General features: G+C 68.5%; 21 protein-coding genes. 18 read left to right on the top strand and 3 right to left on the bottom strand.

The genetic code is table 11. From position 1 onward, the window contains the following. The first annotated feature begins 71 nt into the window (after positions 1 to 71). Genes aroC through aroB form a run of 3 tightly spaced genes read left to right on the top strand, consistent with a single transcriptional unit; the run spans position 72 to position 3,068 of the window. Positions 72 to 1,298 carry a chorismate synthase gene (aroC, locus tag RMCB_RS30930; RefSeq protein WP_062831797.1) on the top strand — a complete coding sequence of 409 codons (1,227 nt, stop codon included), beginning with the start codon at positions 72 to 74 and terminating at the stop codon, positions 1,296 to 1,298. Then, positions 1,298 to 1,987 carry a shikimate kinase gene (locus RMCB_RS30935; RefSeq protein ID WP_062831798.1) on the top strand — a complete coding sequence of 230 codons (690 nt, stop codon included), beginning with the start codon at positions 1,298 to 1,300 and terminating at the stop codon, positions 1,985 to 1,987. The genes aroC and RMCB_RS30935 overlap by 1 nt, the downstream gene beginning before the upstream one ends. After that, positions 1,980 to 3,068 (top strand): 3-dehydroquinate synthase, encoded by a 1,089-nt coding sequence (gene aroB / locus RMCB_RS30940; RefSeq protein ID WP_062831799.1) that lies wholly within the window; start codon positions 1,980 to 1,982, stop codon positions 3,066 to 3,068. The genes RMCB_RS30935 and aroB overlap by 8 nt, the downstream gene beginning before the upstream one ends. A gap of 25 nt (positions 3,069 to 3,093) precedes the next feature. On the opposite strand, the gene RMCB_RS30945 is transcribed toward aroB, so the two are convergent. Further along, entirely contained in the window at positions 3,094 to 3,651 is a 558-nt protein-coding gene (locus RMCB_RS30945; protein ID WP_062831800.1) for a B-4DMT family transporter, read from the bottom strand. Between the two features lie 33 nt (positions 3,652 to 3,684). On the opposite strand from RMCB_RS30945, the gene RMCB_RS30950 reads away from it, so the two are divergent. The 3 genes from RMCB_RS30950 to nusB are packed head-to-tail and all read left to right on the top strand — an operon-like array spanning position 3,685 to position 5,857. Then, the gene (locus RMCB_RS30950) at positions 3,685 to 4,770 is read left to right on the top strand and encodes a M24 family metallopeptidase (protein ID WP_062831801.1); all 1,086 of its coding nucleotides are present in this window, start codon (positions 3,685 to 3,687) and stop codon (positions 4,768 to 4,770) included. Between the two features lie 26 nt (positions 4,771 to 4,796). Further along, positions 4,797 to 5,360 (top strand): elongation factor P, encoded by a 564-nt coding sequence (efp, locus tag RMCB_RS30955; RefSeq protein WP_029372892.1) that lies wholly within the window; start codon positions 4,797 to 4,799, stop codon positions 5,358 to 5,360. Between the two features lie 14 nt (positions 5,361 to 5,374). Further along, entirely contained in the window at positions 5,375 to 5,857 is a 483-nt protein-coding gene (nusB, locus tag RMCB_RS30960; protein WP_029372891.1) for a transcription antitermination factor NusB, read from the top strand. A gap of 159 nt (positions 5,858 to 6,016) precedes the next feature. On the opposite strand, the gene RMCB_RS30965 is transcribed toward nusB, so the two are convergent. Continuing rightward, positions 6,017 to 6,262 (bottom strand): hypothetical protein, encoded by a 246-nt coding sequence (locus tag RMCB_RS30965; RefSeq protein ID WP_081661713.1) that lies wholly within the window; start codon positions 6,260 to 6,262, stop codon positions 6,017 to 6,019. Between the two features lie 282 nt (positions 6,263 to 6,544). Here RMCB_RS30965 and RMCB_RS30970 point away from each other — a divergent pair, with 282 nt between their 5' ends. Genes RMCB_RS30970 through RMCB_RS30995 form a run of 6 tightly spaced genes read left to right on the top strand, consistent with a single transcriptional unit; the run spans position 6,545 to position 13,246 of the window. Next, positions 6,545 to 7,300, top strand: coding sequence for a GntR family transcriptional regulator (locus RMCB_RS30970; RefSeq protein WP_036425697.1), 756 nt, complete (start codon positions 6,545 to 6,547; stop codon positions 7,298 to 7,300). Next, positions 7,297 to 7,524 (top strand): 4Fe-4S dicluster domain-containing protein, encoded by a 228-nt coding sequence (locus RMCB_RS30975; protein ID WP_029372888.1) that lies wholly within the window; start codon positions 7,297 to 7,299, stop codon positions 7,522 to 7,524. The genes RMCB_RS30970 and RMCB_RS30975 overlap by 4 nt, the downstream gene beginning before the upstream one ends. A 10-nt stretch (positions 7,525 to 7,534) precedes the next feature. Then, positions 7,535 to 8,953: an ABC transporter substrate-binding protein gene (locus tag RMCB_RS30980; protein ID WP_062831802.1), complete on the top strand. Its 1,419-nt coding sequence runs from the start codon at positions 7,535 to 7,537 to the stop codon at positions 8,951 to 8,953. Then, positions 8,950 to 9,813: an ABC transporter permease gene (locus RMCB_RS30985; RefSeq protein ID WP_062831803.1), complete on the top strand. Its 864-nt coding sequence runs from the start codon at positions 8,950 to 8,952 to the stop codon at positions 9,811 to 9,813. Before RMCB_RS30980 ends, RMCB_RS30985 begins: the two co-directional genes overlap by 4 nt. Next, complete coding sequence (locus tag RMCB_RS30990) at positions 9,810 to 10,556, top strand: ABC transporter ATP-binding protein (RefSeq protein WP_062831804.1); 747 nt, start codon at positions 9,810 to 9,812, stop codon at positions 10,554 to 10,556. Before RMCB_RS30985 ends, RMCB_RS30990 begins: the two co-directional genes overlap by 4 nt. Continuing rightward, a complete protein-coding gene (locus tag RMCB_RS30995; RefSeq protein ID WP_062831805.1) occupies positions 10,553 to 13,246 on the top strand; it encodes a fumarate reductase/succinate dehydrogenase flavoprotein subunit in 2,694 nt (897 codons plus the stop codon). Before RMCB_RS30990 ends, RMCB_RS30995 begins: the two co-directional genes overlap by 4 nt. A gap of 68 nt (positions 13,247 to 13,314) precedes the next feature. Here RMCB_RS30995 and RMCB_RS31000 read toward each other — a convergent pair whose 3' ends face one another. Then, complete coding sequence (locus RMCB_RS31000) at positions 13,315 to 14,529, bottom strand: serine hydrolase domain-containing protein (protein WP_062831806.1); 1,215 nt, start codon at positions 14,527 to 14,529, stop codon at positions 13,315 to 13,317. 120 nt (positions 14,530 to 14,649) lie between these two features. Between RMCB_RS31000 and RMCB_RS31005 the strand changes: the two genes are divergently transcribed. The 6 genes from RMCB_RS31005 (at position 14,650) to carA (ending at position 20,687) form a co-directional block, all read left to right on the top strand. Next, complete coding sequence (locus tag RMCB_RS31005) at positions 14,650 to 15,990, top strand: MFS transporter (protein ID WP_062831807.1); 1,341 nt, start codon at positions 14,650 to 14,652, stop codon at positions 15,988 to 15,990. Positions 15,991 to 16,062: 72 nt separating this feature from the next. After that, the gene (gene pyrR, locus RMCB_RS31010) at positions 16,063 to 16,620 is read left to right on the top strand and encodes a bifunctional pyr operon transcriptional regulator/uracil phosphoribosyltransferase PyrR (protein ID WP_029372881.1); all 558 of its coding nucleotides are present in this window, start codon (positions 16,063 to 16,065) and stop codon (positions 16,618 to 16,620) included. A gap of 92 nt (positions 16,621 to 16,712) precedes the next feature. Beyond that, a complete protein-coding gene (locus RMCB_RS31015) occupies positions 16,713 to 17,693 on the top strand; it encodes an aspartate carbamoyltransferase catalytic subunit (RefSeq protein WP_062831808.1) in 981 nt (326 codons plus the stop codon). Beyond that, positions 17,690 to 19,027 carry a dihydroorotase gene (locus RMCB_RS31020; RefSeq protein WP_062831809.1) on the top strand — a complete coding sequence of 446 codons (1,338 nt, stop codon included), beginning with the start codon at positions 17,690 to 17,692 and terminating at the stop codon, positions 19,025 to 19,027. The genes RMCB_RS31015 and RMCB_RS31020 overlap by 4 nt, the downstream gene beginning before the upstream one ends. Then, on the top strand, positions 19,024 to 19,524 hold the full coding sequence (locus tag RMCB_RS31025; protein WP_029372878.1) for a PH-like domain-containing protein: 501 nt from the start codon (positions 19,024 to 19,026) through the stop codon (positions 19,522 to 19,524). The genes RMCB_RS31020 and RMCB_RS31025 overlap by 4 nt, the downstream gene beginning before the upstream one ends. After that, on the top strand, positions 19,521 to 20,687 hold the full coding sequence (carA, locus tag RMCB_RS31030) for a glutamine-hydrolyzing carbamoyl-phosphate synthase small subunit (protein WP_062831810.1): 1,167 nt from the start codon (positions 19,521 to 19,523) through the stop codon (positions 20,685 to 20,687). Before RMCB_RS31025 ends, carA begins: the two co-directional genes overlap by 4 nt. The last annotated feature ends 50 nt before the right edge of the window (positions 20,688 to 20,737 follow it).

The raw sequence follows: 20,737 nt of genomic DNA on the forward strand, positions 1-20,737 counted from the left end.
CGCGATACGACACCGGCGACGCTCGAGCAGGGATTTCCGCGGGCAAAACCCGACGTGGGAGAATGACAAGCGTGTTGCGTTGGACCACAGCTGGTGAATCGCATGGCCGCGCCCTGGTGGCCATGATCGAGGGCATGGTGGCCGGTGTGCCGGTCACCTCGGAGGACATCGGGGCGCAGCTCAAGCGCCGCCGTCTCGGCTACGGCCGCGGTGCCCGGATGAAGTTCGAGCAGGACCAGGTCACCATGCTGGCGGGGGTCCGGCACGGGTTGACCCTGGGCGGCCCGATCGCCATCGAGATCGGGAACACCGAGTGGCCCAAGTGGGAGACCGTGATGGCCCCCGATCCGGTCGACGAGGGCGAACTCGACGTCGCGCGCAACGCACCGCTGACCCGTCCGCGGCCCGGCCACGCCGATTACGCGGGCATGCTCAAGTACGGCTTCGACGATGCCCGCCCGGTGCTCGAACGCGCCAGCGCCCGGGAAACCGCCGCCCGCGTGGCCGCAGGCACCGTCGCCCGCGCATTCCTGCGGGAGGCGCTCGGCGTCGAGGTCATCTCGCACGTCATCTCCATCGGTGCATCGGCGCCGTATGCGGGCCCGCCGCCGCAGCCCCAGGACCTCGAAGCCATCGACGACAGCCCGGTGCGGGCGTTCGACAAGGACGCCGAGGCCGCCATGATCGCCGAGATCGAGGCCGCCAAGAAGGACGGCGACACGCTCGGAGGGATCGTCGAGGTGGTCGTCACCGGCCTGCCGATCGGGCTCGGCTCGTTCACCAGCGGGGACAACCGGCTCGACAGCCAGCTGGCCGGTGCGGTGATGGGCATCCAGGCGATCAAGGGCGTCGAGATCGGCGACGGCTTCGAGACGGCGCGCCGCCGCGGCAGCGTCGCCCACGACGAGATGTACCCGGGTCCGGACGGGGTGCTGCGGTCGACCAACCGGGCCGGTGGCCTGGAAGGCGGCATGACCAACGGTCAGGCGCTGCGGGTGCGCGCCGCGATGAAACCCATCTCGACGGTCCCGCGGGCCCTGGCCACCGTGGACATGGCCACCGGCGAGGAGGCCGTCGCCATCCACCAGCGTTCCGATGTGTGCGCGGTGCCCGCGGCCGGTGTGGTCGTGGAGACCATGGTGGCGCTGGTGCTGGCCCGGGCCGCACTGGAGAAGTTCGGTGGGGACTCGCTGGCGGAGACCCGCGCCAACATCGACGCCTACCTGCGTGCGGTGAGCACGCGAGGAGCAAGTCCGGACGACGCTGAGCGCGAACCGGCGGCACAGGCCCTGGGCTGATGGCGCCCCGAGCGGTACTGATCGGCCTACCGGGTTCCGGGAAATCGACGATCGGGCGCCGATTGGCCAAGGCGCTCGGCGTCACCATGCTCGACACCGATGCGGTGATCGAGGAGGCCACGGGCCGCACCATCGCCGACATCTTCGCCAACGACGGCGAGCAGGAGTTCCGCCGGATCGAGGAAGAAGTGATCCGCGAGGCCCTCAACACCCATGACGGCGTGCTGTCGCTGGGTGGTGGCGCGATCACCACGCCCGGGGTGCGTGATGCACTGGCCGGTCACACCGTCATCTATTTGGAAATCAGTGCCTCCGAAGGGATCCGCCGCACCGGTGGCAACAGCAACCGCCCGCTGCTGGCCGGCGGTGACCGGGCCGACAAGTACCGCGCGCTGATGTCGCAGCGGGTACCCATCTATCGGCGGGTGTCGACCATGCGGATCAACACCAATCGACGCAACCCCGGCGCGGTGGTGCGCACCGTGGTCGCGCGCCTCGAGAACAGCCAGCCGCCCAAGCCGGTGCCCGTCAAGCCTCGGCGCCGGCGCCGTCCACGCTGGCGGCGGGGACCGGCCACCCCGGCGGCCGACAAGGATTCGGCCGGCCCCACCACCGTTCACGCCGACTCGACTGCCATACCCACACCCGCGGCCCTGGCCGCGCGCAACGCGGAGCGACACCATGACTGAGCCTGTGACCGTCGACGTTCTGACCGACCCGCCCTACCCGGTGATCATCGGCACCGGGCTGCTCGGCGAGCTGGCCCGCACTCTGGAGGGTCGGCACAAGGTCGCCATCCTGCACCAGCCGACGCTCACCGAAACCGCTGAAGCCATTCGAAGCCACCTCGCGGACAAGGGAATCGACGCGCACCGCATCGAAATCCCGGATGCCGAAGGAGGCAAGGAACTGCCGGTTGTCGGATTCATCTGGGAAGTGTTGGGCCGCATCGGAATAGGCCGCAAGGACGCCATCGTCAGCCTCGGCGGGGGAGCCGCGACCGACGTCGCGGGGTTCGCCGCCGCGACGTGGTTGCGGGGCGTGGACATCGTGCACGTGCCGACCACCCTGCTCGGCATGGTCGACGCCGCCGTGGGCGGCAAGACCGGTATCAACACCGATGCCGGCAAGAACCTGGTGGGTTCGTTCCATCAGCCTGCGGCCGTCCTCGTCGATCTGGCGACACTGGAAACGTTGCCCCGCAACGAGATCGTGGCCGGCATGGCCGAGATCGTGAAGGCCGGGTTCATCGCCGACCCGGTGATCCTCGACTTGATCGAGGCCGATCCCGAGGCGGCCCTGGATCCGGCCGGCACGGTGCTGCCGGAACTGATCCGGCGCGCCATCGCCGTCAAGGCCGAGGTGGTCGCGGCCGATGAGAAGGAATCGCAGCTGCGCGAGATCCTCAACTACGGCCACACCCTTGCACACGCCATCGAACGGCGCGAGCGATACAAGTGGCGCCACGGCGCGGCGGTATCGGTCGGCCTGGTGTTCGCGGCCGAACTCGGCCGGTTGGCGGGCCGGCTCGACGACAAGACCGCCGACCGGCACCGCACGGTGCTGGCGGCGCTCGGGCTGCCGGTCAGCTACGACGGCGACGCGCTACCGGAGCTGCTGAAGTACATGGCGGGCGACAAGAAGAACCGCTCGGGTGTGCTGCGCTTCGTCGTGCTCGACGGGCTGGGCAAGCCCGGACGGCTGGAAGGCCCGGATCCGTCACTGTTGGCGGCGGCATACGCAGAAGTGGCGCGGGACCCCAAGAACTGAGGCTCCGCGCCACTGGCGCACGGCGTTACTTGTCGTGCTGGTCGGGGATCTCGACCGGGCCGGTCTTCTCGGTGTCCTCCGCCGGGGCTCCGGCGTTGACCGCGGCGAACACATCGGTGTCGGCCCGCTCGTCGCCGACGTGGTCGTGCTTGGTGACCGGCGGTGCCTTGCGGTCGACCAGCCAGCGGCCCAGCGTCACCCCGGCGACCGCCGCCAGGAACATCAGCAGCGCGGTGAACGCGGCGAACGTGGTGAGCTCGTTGAGCAGTGCCTCGACGTAGATGCTCTTGTAGAAGAAGCCGATGATCCACGACACGGCACCGCTGACGACACCGGCGAACAGTCCGGCCACCAGCCAGATCATCGCCAGATCGGCACGGCGGTCCGGGTCGGGATTGCGCCGGGCGTCGGCGCCGCCGTCGACGTAGCCCCAGATGAATACGGCGATGGTGAACACCGCGACCAGCGAGATACTGAACCACATGGCGTTCTGAGGCGACGCGTTGATCAGTACACCCTGCAGCAAGCGCACGATCACCATCGCCGTTGCGAACACCACTCCGCGCAGTAACCACTTACTCATGAGGGCACAGCGTAGCGAGTAGCGTCACAGACCGTGACTATTTCCCAGCGCAGGGAGCGGCTGCGGCGCCGGCTGGAAGCAGCCGATCTACCCGCCATGCTGGTAACAGACCTGGTCAATGTGCACTATCTGTCCGGGTTCACCGGGTCCAACGCGGCACTGCTGGTGCGTGTCGACGACGAAACGCCGGTGCTCGCCACCGATGGCCGCTACCGCACGCAAGCCGCGCAGCAGTGCCCGGACGCCGAGGTGATCATCGAACGGGCATGTGCGCCGTGCCTGGCCCGGCGGGCGGCCGCCGACGGGCTGCGCCGGCTGGGCTTCGAGAGCCACGTGGTGACCGTCGACGCATACACCGCGCTGAGCAAGGCCGCAGGCGACGGCGTCGAGCTGGTGCGGGCGCCCGGCATGGTCGAAGCACTGCGGGAGGTCAAAGATGCCGGTGAGATCGCGATCCTGCGGCTGGCCTGCGAAGCGGCCGACGCGGCGCTGACCGATCTGGTGGCCCGCGGCGGGCTTCGGCCCGGACGCACCGAGCGTCAGGTCCGCAACGACCTGGAGGCGCTGATGCTCGAGCACGGTGCCGACGGCCCGTCTTTCGAGACGATCGTCGCGACCGGGGCCAATTCGGCGATACCGCATCACCGGCCGACAGACGCCGTGCTGGCCGCCGGTGACTTCGTCAAGATCGACTTCGGTGCGCTGGTCGCGGGCTACCACTCCGACACCACCCGCACCTTCGTGCTGGGCCAGGCGGCACAGTGGCAGCGCGACATCTACGAGCTGGTGGCGACCGCCCAGGAGGCCGGTTGTGACGCGCTGGCACCCGGGGTTTCGCTCAGCGCGGTCGACGCCGCATCGCGGCAGGTGATCGCCGACGCCGGGTACGCGGAGAACTTCGGGCACGGCCTCGGGCATGGCGTCGGATTGCAGATCCACGAAGCGCCCGGAATCAACGCCACGGCCGCCGGTACACTGCTTGCTGGCGCTGCGGTGACCGTTGAGCCAGGTGTCTACCTTCCCGATCGCGGCGGGGTCCGTATCGAGGACACCCTGGTCGTCGGAGAAACGGCACCCGAACTGCTTAGCCGGTTCCCCAAGGAACTGGCCATCCTGTGAACTGAAAGCTAGGAGCTACCCGAACCATGGCATCGACTGCCGACTTCAAGAATGGGCTCGTCCTGCAGATCGACGGCCAGCTGTGGCAGATCGTCGAATTCCAGCACGTCAAACCGGGTAAGGGCCCGGCCTTCGTGCGCACGAAGCTCAAGAACGTGGTGTCCGGCAAGGTGGTCGACAAGACCTACAACGCCGGTGTGAAGGTGGAGACCGCCACCGTCGACCGTCGCGACGCCACCTACCTGTACCGCGACGGCAACGATTTCGTGTTCATGGATTCCGAGGATTTCGAGCAGCACCCGCTGCCCGAGGCCCTGGTCGGCCGCAACGCCGACTTCCTGCTGGAGAGCATGCCCGTGCAGATCGCGTTCCACGAGAGCGCCCCGCTGTACCTGGAGCTTCCGGTGTCGGTCGAGCTCGAGGTGACCCACACCGAGCCCGGTCTGCAGGGCGACCGCTCCAGCGCGGGCACCAAGCCCGCCACCATGGAGACCGGCGCCGAGATCCAGGTGCCGCTGTTCATCAACACCGGTGACAAGCTCAAGGTCGACACCCGCGACGGCAGCTACCTGGGCCGCGTGAATGCCTGATCGGGGCGCCGGGTATGCCTGATCGTCGTGGTGACCGCGGCCGTCACCAGGCCCGCAAGCGCGCCGTGGACGTGCTGTTCGAGGCCGAGGCTCGGGGTCTGACACCGGAGGCGGTGGCCGACGGCCGCATCGCGCTGGCTGAGGACGACCCCGAGGTGACCGCGCTGAACCCCTACACCGTGACCGTGGCGCGCGGCGTGACCGAACACGCCGCCCACATCGACGACCTGATCTCGGCGCACCTGCAGGGCTGGACGCTGGAGCGGCTGCCCGCTGTGGACCGCTCGATCTTGCGGGTGGCCGTCTGGGAGCTGTTGCATGCCGAGGACGTGCCAGAACCGGTCGCCGTCGACGAGGCCGTGGAGTTGGCCAAGGAGCTCTCCACCGATGAGTCACCCGGCTTCGTCAACGGTGTGCTCGGCCAGGTGATGTTGGTGACCCCGCAGATCCGGGCGGCCGCACAGGCGGTCCGCGGCGCGGGCAACGCCGAGGGATAGCCCTTGCACCGCGAGCGTGCGCGTCTGCCGGCCAACACGCCGTAAATGGTCGACATGACACGCACGCTCGCTCGTCATGGCCGAATTGCGCAGCAGCGCCACCTGGAGTTGTAGACGCGCTCGCGGCCGAACGCCGCCCGAGTGCAAGCGACGAAATCGCTACTGCGGAGGCAACACCGGCGGCCGGCACACATTGGCGACCGGGTCCCACCACCAGCCGTTGTCGCACCCGAGCGGGGTGGTGGCGATCGCGGGCCGGCACGTGTTGGCCACGGGATCCCACCAGCCGTCCGGGCAGTTCGGCACCAGCGGCGCCTGACAACTGTTGGATACGGGATCCCACCACGTGCCGTTGTCGCAGTCTGCCCGACTCACCGCCGGCGTGACCGCCGCGGTGAATGCCATCGGAATGAACGCGGCCGCGGCGATCACGGCCGCGCGCTGCAGTGTCTTCACGGTGCCCTCCCTGGACCGTTGTGCAGTGCATCTGCTGTCACCATAAGCGGTGCGTCCGCGTTTCGATCAGCGCGATTGTAAATTCTCGACCCGCGCCAGGTGGCGCAATACCGTCCCTGTACCCGGTTTGACCTGGTGCGGGAGCCGTTGCGGCGGCGCAATCAGTTAACCTGCGCCAGCAGCGGATTCGTCGCACTGCAGGGGCTGCGCAGGCGCCCTTACCGTGTTTGCGTGTCGCAGCCCGAAGCTCATCCTGGCCCCGTGCCCATCCGGCGTCCCCGCGCCGACCAGGCCCGGCAGGTGGCCGACGTACTGCGCCATCAGATCTACGACGGGGCCTACGCGGGCGGCCTCCCCACGGAGGCAGAACTTGCGGGGGAGTTCTTCGTCTCGCGCAACACCGTGCGCGAAGCACTCTCCGTGCTCAAGAACGAGGGTTTGATCGACCGCGGCACCAAGGTCGGCACCCATGTGGCGGTCCGCAAATACAACCATGGCCTCGACGCGCTCGTCGGGCTCAAAGAGACGTTCAAGGACTACGGCGAGGTCCGCAACGAGGTCCGGGCGGTGCTGCACCTGGCGGCCCCGCCGGCCGTCGCGCGCAAGCTGGCGCTGGAACCTGGCGCTCAGGTGGTCTACATCGAACGGCTGCGGTATCTCGGCGAACTACCCGTATCGCTCGATCTGACGTACCTCGTCCCCGATATCGGCGAGCAGGTCATCGGCTATCCGTTGGAGACCAACGACGTGTTCTCGCTCATCGAGCAGGTCAGCGGGCAGCGGCTGGGCGGGGCAACCTTTGCGCTGGAAGCGGTTTCGGCCGACGCTCACTCGGCGGCCACCCTGCAGGTGCCTGCCGGGTCGGCACTGTTGATGGCCGAACGGCTCACCAGCCTGGACGACGGCAGGCCCGTCGACCTCGAATACATCCGGATGCGCGGTGACCGAATCACCATGCGCGGCAACCTTATTAGGAGCGATACATGACCCTGGTCAATCAGCGCGCCGATGTCCCGGTGACCATCGACGAGTCGCTGTGCATCGAGGGCTGCACATTGTGCGTCGACGTCTGTCCTCTGGACGCACTGGCCATCAACCCCGCCAACGGCAAGGCCTACATGCACGTCGACGAGTGCTGGTACTGCGGGCCGTGCGCTGCCCGCTGTCCCACGGGCGCTGTCCACATCAACATGCCGTATCTGATCCGCTAAGAGGACTCCCGTGAAAACAGCCCTGATCGCCCTTGCCGCCGGCGTCACGCTCGCCTCGGCGGGTTGCTCGCTGGACTCGGCGACGAAGTCGGCCAACACTGTCGACGTCGTCGTCGGCTATCAGTCCAAGACCATCAACACCGTCACGGCCGGAACACTGCTGCGCGCCCAGGGCTATCTGGAACGGCGGCTGGCCGACATCACCACCCGCACCGGCACCAAGTACAACGTGACCTGGCAGGACTACGACACCGGCGCACCCATCACCGCGCAGATGGTCGCCGAGAAGATCGACATCGGATCGATGGGCGACTACCCGATGCTGATCAACGGCTCCAAGACGCAGGCCAACGAGCGCGCCAAGACCGAGATCGTCTCGGTCACGGGATACAACCCCAAGGGTGCGCTGAACATGGTTGTGGTAGCACCGAATTCGCCGGCGCAGACGCTGAACGACCTGGCCGGCAAGAAGGTGTCGGCCAGTGTCGGATCGGCCGGGCACGGCATGCTGGTGCAGGCGCTCGGCAAAGACGGTATCGATCCCAACACCGGCGTCGAGGTGCTCAACCAGCAGCCGCAGATCGGCGCGTCTTCTCTGGAATCCGGGCAGGTGCAAGCGCTTTCGCAATTCGTGGCATGGCCCGGGCTGCTGGTGCAGCAGGGCAAGGCCAGGTTGCTGTACGACGGGGCCGAACTCAACTATCCGACCCTGCACGGCGTCGTGGTGCGACGCGCGTACGCCGCCGAGCATCCTGAGGTGCTCGACGCGTTTCTGCAAGCCCAACTCGACGCGACCGACTTCCTGAACACGAAACCGCTCGAGGCGGCCAAGATCGTCGCCGACGGCAGCGGTCTGCCGCAGGAGGTGGTGTACCTCTACAACGGCCCCGGCGGCACGTCGTTCGACGCCACGCTCAAACCGTCACTCGTCCACGCACTCAAAGGTGATGTGCCGTACCTCAAATCGATCGGCACCTTCGCCGATCTCGACGTCACCGGGTTCGTGCAGGACGCACCGCTGCGCGCCGCGTACGCCGCCCGCGGCAAGGATTACGACGCCGCAGTGAAGTCCGCCGCGAACCCGTCGGTGCTCGCCGGCACGGACACGCTGTGCCACGCCGCCGTCGACAACCCGGCCACGGCCAGTGAGCTGTGGCTGGACGGTGCTGACGGTACGACGGCAGCGGCCAACCCGACCTGCCTGCTCAAGGCCATCCGCGACGCCGAGGGCCGCGGTGCGAAAGTCCGCGCCGCCTACGTCCCGGACGCCGAACTGGGCACCCGGTGGTTCGCCGACAAATCGGTATGGGTCCGCGACGGTGCCGGCTACCTGCCTTTCGGGACCGCGGCAGGCGCGCAGCGCTACAGCCGCGCCCATCCGGGTACCACGGTCGTCGACTACCAACAGGCTCTGGCAGGTGCGGTATGACCACCACCGACGCCGCGCCGGTCACGGGAGCAACCGCGCCGGTGGCCAGCACGGGCGCGGCGACCACGCGCCGGGCCTCCTCACCCTGGCCGCACCGTGTGGTGCGGCTGGCGTCGGTGCTTGCCGCGGTCGGGCTGTGGCAGCTGTTGACCGCCAATCACATTCGCTTCGGCCTGCGCTTCGACACGTTGCCGACCGTCACCGAGATCGCCGCTGCGCTGGCGCACCGCGTCGGGACCGAAGAGTACTGGCTGGATCTGGGGCAGTCGTTGATCCGGATCCTCACCGGCTTCGGACTGGCCGCTGTCGTCGGTGTGATCACCGGCATCCTGCTGGGCCGCTCGACGCTGTTCGCCGACGTCCTCGGCCCGCTGACCGAACTGGCCCGGCCGATTCCGGCCATCGCGATGGTGCCGGTGGCCATCCTGCTGTTCCCCAGCGACGAGGCCGGAATCGTGTTCATCACGTTCCTGGCGGCGTACTTCCCGATCATGGTCAGCGTGCGGCACGCAGTGCGGGCGCTGCCGACCATCTGGGAGGACTCGGTGCGCACCCTCGGTGGTGGACGTCTCGACGTGCTGCGGCTCGTCGTGCTGCCGGGCATCCTGCCCGGCTTGTTCGGTGGGCTGTCGGTGGGCATGGGTGTCGCGTGGATCTGCGTGATCTCGGCCGAAATGATCTCGGGCCGGCTCGGTGTCGGCTACCGCACGTGGCAGGCGTACACGGTGCTGAACTATCCCGACGTGTTCGTCGGCATCATCACCATTGGCGTGCTCGGTTTCGGCACGGCCGCCGCGGTCGAGCTGATCGGTCGCCGCGCAACCCGCTGGCTGCCCCGCGCCGAGGAGAACGGTCGATGACCACGACACTGACCAGCACCGGCATGCGCCTGGAGCTCGACGCGATCACGTTGTCCTACACCGGAACCCCGGTGATCGACGGGCTGAGCCTGACCGTGCAGCCCGGCGAGATCCTGGTGCTCACCGGACCGTCGGGTTGCGGCAAGTCGACGGTGCTGCGCGCGCTGACCGGGCTGCTGCGACCCGACGCGGGCCGGGTGCTGGCCGACGACGTGCCGGTCACCACCACCTCGCGGGACCGGGGCATGGTGTTCCAGGACAGCGCCCTGTTGCCGTGGCGCAGTGTCCGGTCCAACATCGAAGTGGCACTGCAACTTCGGGGAGAACCGAAGGCGGGTCGCCGGGAACGCGCCGACCGCTGGATCGCCGAGGTGGGGCTGGACGGCTTCGGCGATTTCCTGCCCAAGAGCCTTTCCGGCGGTATGCGTCAACGGGTTCAGCTGGCGCGCGGGCTGGCCGGGGCGCCGCGTGCGGTGATGATGGACGAGCCGTTCGCCGCGCTGGACACCCAGACCCGGTCCGCCATGCAACGACTGCTCATCGACACGTGGCGGGCGCACCCGACGACGATCGTCTTCGTCACCCACGATGTCGACGAAGCGCTGGCCCTGGGGGACCGGGTTGCTGTGCTCGGGCGCGCCGGCCAACCGTTGCGTGCACTCATCGAGGTGCCCGAACCGCGCACCGACGTTCAACGTTCGGCGGTACGCGCCGAGATCATTGCCGCACTGGAGCAATCATGACCGAACCGACCGCGATCCCCGCCATCACCGACGCGGTGCACCTGGAGTGCGACGTCCTGGTGATCGGGGGCGGCACCGCAGGCACGATGGCCGCGCTCACGGCCGCCGAGAACGGGGCGCAGGTGCTCCTGCTGGAGAAGGCGCACGTGCGACACTCCGGCGCACTGGCCATGGGCATGGATGGGGTGAACAACGCCGTCATCCCCGGTAAGGCCATCCCGGAGGACTACGTCGCCGAGATCACCCGCGCCAACGACGGAATTGTCAACCAGCGCACCATCTATCAAACCGCCACCCGTGGTTTCGCGATGGTGCAGCGGCTCGAGCGCTACGGGGTCAAGTTCGAGAAGGACGAGCACGGCGAGTACGCAGTGCGGCGGGTACACCGCTCGGGGTCCTACGTGCTGCCGATGCCCGAAGGCAAGGATGTCAAGAAGGCGCTCTACCGCGTCCTGCGGCAACGCTCGATGCGCGAGAAGATCCGGATCGAGAACCGCTTCATGCCGGTACGGGTGCTCACTGCCGGGGGACGCGCGGTCGGGGCCGCCGCATTCAACACGCGCACCGGGGAATTCGTGACGGTCGCGGCCAAGGCGGTGATCCTGGCCACCGGGGCCTGCGGGCGGCTGGGGCTGCCCGCCTCGGGTTATCTCTACGGCACCTACGAGAACCCCACCAACGCCGGTGACGGCTACGCGATGGCCTACCACGCCGGGGCCGAGCTCTCCGGTATCGAGTGCTTCCAGGTCAATCCGCTGATCAAGGACTACAACGGTCCGGCGTGCGCGTATGTGGCCAACCCTTTCGGCGGCTACCAGGTCAACGCGCTCGGCGAGCGGTTCGTCGACTCAGACTACTGGTCGGGCCAGATGATGGCCGAGGTGAAGCGGGAGATCGAATCGGCCCGCGGCCCGATCTACCTCAAGCTCAGCCATCTGCCCGACGAGACGCTGACCGCTATCGAGAACATCCTGCACACCACCGAACGGCCGACCCGTGGGACCTTCCACGCCAACCGCGGGCACGACTACCGCAGTCATGACATCGAGATGCACATTTCCGAGATCGGTTTGTGCAGTGGGCATTCCGCGTCCGGCGTGTGGGTCGATGAGCATGCCCGCACGACGGTGCCCGGGCTGTATGCGGCGGGCGACCTGGCCTGCGTGCCGCACAACTACATGATCGGGGCCTTCGTCTACGGTGACCTCGCCGGCGAGCACGCAGCCTCCACCCGCGCCGATGTCGAACTCCCGCAACAACTTCCGGCAGACCAGCTGGCCGAAGCGCACGAGCTCATCTACCGCCCGTTACGTCAACCCGACGGCCCGCCGCAGCCGCAGGTCGAATACAAGCTGCGGCGATTCGTCAACGACTATGTGGCGCCGCCCAAGACCGCGACCAAGCTGTCGATCGCGGTGCAGACTTTCGAGCGGATGTCCGGCGAGGTAGCCGGAATCGGCGCGCGCACCCCGCATGAACTGATGCGCGCGGCTGAGGTCTCGTTCATCCGCGACTGCGCGGAGATGGCGGCCCGTTCGTCGTTGACCCGCACCGAATCACGCTGGGGGCTCTACCATGAGCGCGCCGACCTGCCCGATCGTGACGACCAGGGATGGCGTTACCACCTGAACCTGTACAAGGACGCCGACGGCACGATGCGGTTCGTCAAGCGGCCGGTGGCACCGTATTTCGTGCCGGTCCCCGGGCTGGAGCATCTGCCGTCCGATCATCCCGTGACACCGGTCGCGCAGCCCGAACTGCACGGTGGACGGGCGCCCGCCGAACCCCGCTCACGCGTGCGCGCGGAGGCTCCGGTGCAGCCGCCGTCGCCGCGGATCGCCGCGGTGCTGGCCCTGCAGGAGCCGTCGCTGGCCGAACTCGGTGGTTATCTGGCCGACCCCGATCCGGGGGTGCGGCGCACCGCGGTCGCCACGTTGGTCGAGCAGTTGCCCGAGGGCTACCAGGCAGCACTCGTCGACGCGCTGGCCGACGAGGACGCCGCCGTGCGGCAGGAAACCGCCGATGGTGTCAGGGAACTCGTCGAGGTGCTGCCCCAGCCCGCAGCGTTCGCCGACCGACTCCAGTCACCGGATCCGGTGGTGCGCGCGGTCACTGTCTACCTGCTCAGTTCGCGACGCGTCGGCACCGTCGACGCCTACCGCGCGGCGGTTGCCGACCCGGATCATCGGGTGCGGATCGAGGCGGTGCGGGCCCTGGTGTCCGTCGACGACGCAGCGGGAGTGGCCGAGGCGACCCGCGACACCAACCGGGAGGTGCGGATCGCCGCCGCCAACGGGTTGGCGACGCTGCGTTCCGGTGCCGCCGCGGTGCGCGAATTGCTTGCCGACCCGGACCCGTTGGTGCGTGCGGCCGCCCTGGCGTCGCTGGGCGCGGTCGGCTGCGACGATGTCGACGTGCCCAATGTGCAACGCGCACTGGAGGAGTCGGCCTGGCAGATCCGGCAGGGCGCGGCGCGCGCCCTGGCCGGTGCCCCGCCCGCGGTCGCGGTGCCCTCGCTGTCGCAGGCGTTGACCGACCAGCATCTCGACGTCCGCAAGGCCGCCGTGCTCAGCCTGAGCCGCTGGGTGGGTACCGAGGATGCCGCGCGGGAGGCGCTCACCGGTGCACTCGACGACGGCGACGCCGACGTCCGGGCGTATGCGCGGCACGCACTGTCGCGCGCGGGCTGACGGCTCGCGGGTGTTGACTCCGCGGTGAGGGCGATGACCACTCGAACGTCGTCACCCTCAGCGCAGGCTCAGCGCTCGAGGGCCTGGTAGGTGCGCCGGACAAAGCGGGGTTGCGCGGACTGCAGCCGGGCCAGTGACGTGTTGCCCGCCACCGCGGCGGCGTCGACCGACATCTCCGGATGGTTCTGGATCAGGTACAGCAGGATCAGATCCGCCGACGGATCAGCCTGCCACCACGTGCCGTACGCACCCGGCCAGCTGAACGTCCCCAGCCCGCCGGGCCCGTACAACTGCCGAGACTTCGCCGGATCGGTCACCACCGACAAGTTCAGCCCGAAGCCACGGCCCACCCAGAACGGCGATCCCAGAAAGGGATACCGCTTCTGCTCGGCGGTCAGCCGGTCGGTGCGCATCGCGGCGACCGACTGCTCGGAGAGCACCCGCACCCCGTCGACAGTGCCGCCGGCTAGCAGCATGCGGGCGAACGTCAGGTAGTCGTCGACAGTCGAGAACAGGCCCGAGCCGCCGGTGCAGAACGGCGGGTCGACAATCGGCGGCGGCCCCATCACGTCGTCGCGCAGCAACGTGCCCTCGGCGGCCGTGCTGTCGAGCTGGTACATCGTGGCCGCCCGGCGCCGCCCCGCCGCGGTCACCGAGAACGCGGTGTCGGTCATGCCCAGCGGCGCGAAGATGCGCTCGGCCAGCACCTGCGCCAGCGGCTTGCCCTCGATCCGCGACAGCGCGATGCCCAGCACATCGGTCCCATGGCTGTAGGTGAGCCGAGCGCCGGGCTGATGGGCGAGCGGCAACTCGGCCAACGCGGCCAGCCACCGGTCCTGGTCCTGACGCAACGGCAGCTTGCCGTACTCGCGGCTCAGCGGGCCGAGCACCGAGAACACATAGGCCAGGCCGCTGCGGTGGGTCATCAGGTCGTCGAACGTGATGGGTCTGCGAGCCGGTTCCGTGCGGTCCAGCGGCCCGCGAGGCTCGGTCAGCACCCGCATGTCGGTCAGTTCGGGCAGCCAGCCGGTGACCGGCTCGTCGAGGCGAAGCTTGCCCTCTTCCACCAGAGCCATCGCGGCGGCGATGGTCACGGGCTTTGACATCGAGGCGATCCGGAAAATGGTGTCGCGCTGCATCGGGAGCCGGGCGTCGACGTCGCGGTAGCCCAGTTCGTTGACCTGCAGGACTTCCCCCGCCTGCCATACCAGCGTGACCGCACCCGAGAGCAGCCCGGCGTCGATGGCCTCCCGGATGGATGCTTGATTGCCGTCGAGGTTCACCCCGCCACGTTAGCCGTCACCCGGGTCGCGGGCGCCATGGTGCCACCGGGCATTCCCGACAAGAATCGGCCGGGACTGCGCGATACTTCCCTGCGGACACCATGGCGTGAGAAGAGGCAGATGACCCAGCAGGACCAGATCGACGGCGAACCGAACTCCGTCGCCAGCCCCACCCCGAGCCCGATGAACAAGGTGGCCTTCGCCAGCTTCATCGGCACGGCCATCGAGTTCTACGACTTCTACATCTACGGCACCGCGGCCGCTCTGATCTTTCCCCACGTGTTCTTCCCGAACATGGGGTCCACGATGGCGACCATCTCGTCACTGGGCACCTTCGCGGTGGCCTTCCTGTCCCGCCCGATCGGGGCCGCGGTGTTCGGGCATTTCGGAGATCGCCTGGGCCGCAAGAAGACCCTGGTCGCCACGCTGCTGATCATGGGCTTGTCGACGGTGTGCGTCGGGCTGGTGCCCAGCGCGGCGAGCATCGGCATCGCGGCGCCGATCATCCTGCTGACGTTGCGGCTGCTGCAGGGGTTCGCCGTCGGCGGGGAGTGGGCGGGCTCGGCGCTGCTGAGCGCCGAATACGCACCTGCGGGCAAGCGGGGCACCTACGGCATGTTCACCCAGCTGGGCGCCGGCGCCGGCCTGGCGGTGAGCAATCTAGTGGTGTTCATCGTCAGTGTGACCGTCGGCGAGAAGAGCGCGGTGTTCCTCGACTGGGGCTGGCGGCTGCCGTTCCTGTTCAGCGCGGTACTGCTCATCGTCGCGCTCTACGTGCGGTTGAGTATCGACGAGACACCGGTCTTCGCCCGCGAGCAGGTCGCCGGAGGCGTGCCGAAAGCCCCGTTCACCGAGCTGTTCCGCAGCCAGAGCAGACAGGTCGCACTCGCCGCGGGCTGCATGGTCGGCATCTTCACCATGAGCTTCCTCGGTGGCACGTACTTGATGAGCTATGCCAGCACCCGCATCGGGCACCCACGCAGTCTCATCCTCGGCGTCGGCGTGCTCGCCGGCGTGGCTTTGATGGCCTTCTCGGCGCTCTCGGCGGTGCTGTGCGACCGGTTCGGCCGCCGTCGCATCATTCTCACGGGATTCGCGCTCGCGTTGCCGTGGGCGTTCGTTGTGATGCCGTTGATCGACTCGGGTTCCCCGATCGGCTTCGCGGTCGCGATCGCCGGAATCTTCTGCATCTTCGGACTGTCCTACGGACCCATCGGATCCTTCCTGCCTGAGATCTTCGCCACTCGCTACCGCTACACGGGTGCAGGGATGGCGTTCAATCTCGCGGGCATCGTCGGCGGCGCCATCCCGCCGCTGGTGGCCGGCGCGCTGGTGGCCAGCCTCGGCAGCTGGGCGGTGGGCCTGATGATCGCCTTCTTCGTCGTGGTCAGCATCGTGTGCACAGCCCTGCTGCCCGAGACGAAGGGGGCCGCGCTGGAAAGGACGGCCGCTGGCGCCTGATAGGCTGCACGGCAGTTCGACGTCCTTTAACGATCCGTCCCGAGAGGCGGAGAAGGAGGTCAGGGTCACCTTATGGGCTCTTCAAGTGCCGACCGGGAATTGATGTCAGCGGCGGACGTCGGCCGAACCATTTCCCGGATCGCTCATCAGATCATCGAGAAGACCGCGCTGGACGATCCCGCCGAGCGGGCCCGCGTCGTCCTTCTCGGAATCCCCACCCGCGGTGTGATGTTGGCCACCCGGCTGGCCGCCAAGATCGAGGAGTTCGCCGGCGTGACGCTGCCGCACGGCGCGCTCGACATCACGCTCTACCGCGACGATCTCAACTTCAAACCGCCGCGCCCGCTGGCCGCGACCTCGATCCCCGCTGGCGGCATCGACGACGCCGTCGTGATCCTCGTCGACGACGTGCTGTTCTCCGGGCGGTCGGTGCGTTCGGCGCTCGACGCGCTTCGCGACATCGGCAGGCCCCGCACCGTCCAACTCGCCGTGCTGGTCGACCGCGGGCACCGGGAGCTGCCCATCCGGGCCGACTACGTCGGCAAGAACGTGCCGACCGCACGCAACGAGAGCGTGCACGTGCTGCTGGCCGAACACGACGACCGTGACGCCGTGGTGATTGCCCGATGAGCGCTTGCGCGAAGAGAGACACGTGGGATGAGCGCTTGCGCGAAAGAGGAGACAAGTGAGATGAGCGCCCGCGCGAAGAGGAGACAGTTGCGATGACGACTCGTCATCTTTTGGCGGCGGCGGAGCTGACCCGGGAGGACGCGACGGCGATCCTCGACGACGCCGACCGGTTCCGCGAGGCACTGCTGGGCCGCGAGGTCAAGAAGCTGCCGACGCTGCGCGGCCGCACCGTCATCACGATGTTCTACGAGAACTCGACGCGTACGCGCGTGTCCTTCGAGGTGGCGGGCAAGTGGATGAGCGCCGACGTGATCAACGTCAGCGCGTCGGGATCGTCTGTGGCCAAAGGGGAGTCGCTGCGCGACACCGCGCTGACGTTGCGGGCCGCGGGTGCCGACGCGCTGATCATCCGCCATCCCGCCTCCGGCGCGGCCCAGCAGCTCGCCGAGTGGACGGCCGAGGAGGGCGGGGGAGGACCCAGCGTCATCAATGCCGGTGACGGCACCCACGAACACCCCACCCAGGCGCTGCTCGACGCCCTGACCATCCGTCAGCGCCTCGGCTCCATCGAGGGCAAGCGCGTGGTGATCGTCGGCGATGTGCTGCACAGCCGGGTCGCCCGGTCGAATGTGTCGCTGTTGGCCACCCTGGGCGCGGAGGTCGTGCTCGTGGCACCGCCCACGCTGCTGCCGGTCGGCGTGACCGGATGGCCCGTCACGGTGTCGCACGATCTGGACGCCGAATTGCCTGCTGCCGACGCGGTATTGATGCTGCGCGTGCAAGCTGAGCGGATGAACGGCGGGTTCTTCCCGTCGGCCCGCGAGTACTCGGTGCGCTACGGACTGTCCGAGAAACGCCAGGCCATGCTGCCCGGCCACGCGGCGGTGCTGCACCCGGGCCCGATGCTGCGCGGCATGGAGATCGCCTTCCCCGTGGCCGACTCGTCGCAATCGGCTGTCTTGCAACAGGTTTCCAATGGTGTTCATGTGCGGATGGCGGTGCTGTTCCATCTGCTGGTTGGCGCGGAGCTGGGGGTACCTCCCGCTCGCGGGGGAGAGGCGATCAGCGTATGAGCAAGCGCGTGCAGGCCAATCCACAGGTGCTGATCCGTGGCGTGCGGCTCTACGGCGAGGGTGAGCCCGTCGACGTCCTGATCGCCGACGGGCAGATCGCCGAGATCGGCTCCACGGTGCAGGCTCCGGAGGATGCCGAGGTGATCGAGGCGGCCGGGCAGGTGCTGCTGCCCGGATTCGTCGACCTGCACACCCATCTGCGCGAACCCGGTCGGGAGTACGCCGAGGACATCGAGACAGGTTCTGCGGCCGCGGCATTGGGTGGTTACACGGCGGTCTTCGCGATGGCGAACACCGATCCGGTGGCCGACACCGCGGTGGTCACCGATCACGTGTGGGCCCGCGGGCAGCAGGTCGGGCTTGTCGACGTGCACCCTGTCGGTGCGGTCACGGTCGGGCTGGGCGGCAAGCAACTCACCGAGATGGGACTGATGTCCGCGGGTGCGGGCCAGGTGCGGATGTTCTCCGACGATGGTCTGTGCGTGCACGATCCGTTGGTGATGCGGCGCGCGCTGGAGTACGCCTCGGGCCTGGGTGTGCTCATCGCCCAGCACGCTGAGGAGCCGCGGCTGACGGTCGGTGCCGTCGCGCACGAGGGGCCCAACGCCGCCCAGTTGGGGCTGGCGGGTTGGCCGCGATCGGCCGAAGAGTCCATCGTCGCCCGCGATGCCATCCTGGCCCGCGACGCCAAGGCCCGGGTGCACATCTGCCACGCGTCCACGGCCGGAACCGTGGAATTGCTGAAATGGGCCAAGGCGCAGGGTATTTCGATCACCGCCGAGGTGACGCCGCATCACCTGCTGCTCGACGATTCCCGGCTGGCAAGCTACGACGGCCGCAACCGGGTGAACCCGCCGCTGCGCGAAGCCGCCGACGCCCAGGCCCTGCGACAGGCCCTCGCCGACGGTGTCATCGACTGCGTGGCCACCGATCACGCCCCGCACGCCGAGCACGAGAAGTGTTGTGAATTCTCGGTGGCCCGGCCCGGCATGCTCGGGCTGCAGACCGCGCTGTCGGTGGTGGTCGAGACCATGCTGCGTCCGGGCCTGCTGACCTGGCGCGGCATCGCCAAGGTGATGAGCGAGGCGCCTGCGGCCATCGTCGGCCTGCCGGATCAGGGCCGGCCACTGGAGGTCGGTGAGCCGGCCAACCTGACGGTCGTCGACCCCGACGCCACGTGGACCGTCACCGGAGCGGATTTGGCGAGTCGTTCGGACAACACGCCGTTCGAACAGATGGAGCTGCCCGCCACCGTGACCGCGACCCTGCTGCGCGGCCGCATCACAGCGCGCGACGGAAAGTCGGCACCGGCGGGTTGGGGATCAACACCGTGAACACCCCCACGCTGATCGCCTCGCTGATCATGGCGGTCCTGGTCGTCCTGCTGATCGCTTTCCTGATCAGGCAGATGCTGCGGGGCTGGCTGCACCGGGTGCAGCGGCAGGCCGAGATGATCGGCGCCCTGCCGCCACTGCCGGACACCGTCAGTGCGGCATCGGTTCCCGCCACCAAGGGGCTCTATGTGGGCACCACGCTGGTCCCGCACTGGAACGACAAGGTCGCCGCCGGGGATCTGGGCTTCCGGGCCAAGGCCGTGCTGACGCGTTATCCCGAGGGCATCATGTTGCAGCGCGTCGGCGCCGGGCCGATCTGGATCCCGCAGGAGTCCATCACCGCGATCCGCACCGAGCGCGGCATCGCGGGCAAGGCGCTCACCCACGACGGAATTCTGGCCATCCGGTGGAAACTGCCCTCGGGCACCGAGATCGACACCGGATTCCGCGCCGACAACCGCGCAGAGTTGGACCGCTGGCTTGAGGAGAAGGCATGACGAACACATATGGACAGGGCAGCGGATCCGCAGGTGGCACCGCGGTATTGGTGCTGGAGGATGGGCGCATCTTCACGGGAACCCCGTTCGGGGCTGTCGGCCAGACGCTCGGGGAGGCCGTGTTCTCCACCGGCATGTCCGGCTACCAGGAGACGCTGACCGACCCCAGCTACCACGGGCAGATCGTGGTCGCCACAGCGCCGCAAATCGGCAACACCGGCTGGAACACCGAGGACGGCGAAAGTCGCGAGGACAAGATCTGGGTGGCCGGGTATGCGGTGCGCGACCCGTCGCCGCGCGCGTCGAACTGGCGTGCCAGCGGAACACTCGACGATGAGCTGGTGCGCCAGGGCATCGTCGGCATCGCAGGCATCGACACCCGCGCCGTGGTGCGGCACCTGCGGACCCGCGGATCGATGAAGGCCGGGCTGTTTTCCGGTGACGCCCTGGCCGATGCCGACGAACTGCTCGACCGGGTCCGCAGCCAGCCGTCGATGCTGGGCGCCGACTTGGCGGGTGAGGTCAGCACGCGGAGCACCTACGTCGTCGAACCGGACGGAGCACCCGAAGGCGGACACCGCTTCACGGTCGCCGCCGTCGACCTCGGCATCAAGACCAACACCCCGCGCAACTTCGCCCGTCGCGGTATCCGCAGCCATGTGCTGCCGTCGTCGGTCACCTTCGATGCGATCGCCGACCTCAAGCCCGACGGGGTCTTCCTGTCCAACGGGCCCGGTGACCCGGCGACCGCCGACCACATCGTCGGGGTCACCCGTGAGGTGCTCGACGCCGGAATCCCGTTGTTCGGCATCTGCTTCGGCAACCAGATCCTGGGCCGGGCACTGGGCCGGTCCACCTACAAGATGGTGTTCGGCCACCGCGGCATCAACGTCCCGGTGATCGATCACCGCACCGGCCGGGTCGCGATCACCGCGCAGAACCACGGCTTCGCGCTGGAAGGCGAAGCCGGCGAGACCTTCGACACCCCCTTCGGCCCGGCGGAAGTCAGCCACACCTGCGCCAACGACGGTGTGGTGGAAGGCATCCGGCTCGCCAACGGCCGGGCGTTCTCGGTGCAGTACCACCCCGAGGCCGCGGCAGGCCCGCACGATGCCAACTACCTGTTCGACCAGTTCATCGATCTGATGGCAGGGGAGAAGTAGATGTCCCCCTGCACCGCGAGCGCGCGTGTCTGTCCCTCGACACGCCACAT

Origin of the sequence: Mycolicibacterium brisbanense (assembly GCF_001570425.1) — a bacterium.
Taxonomy (GTDB): Bacteria; Actinomycetota; Actinomycetes; order Mycobacteriales; family Mycobacteriaceae; genus Mycobacterium; species Mycobacterium brisbanense.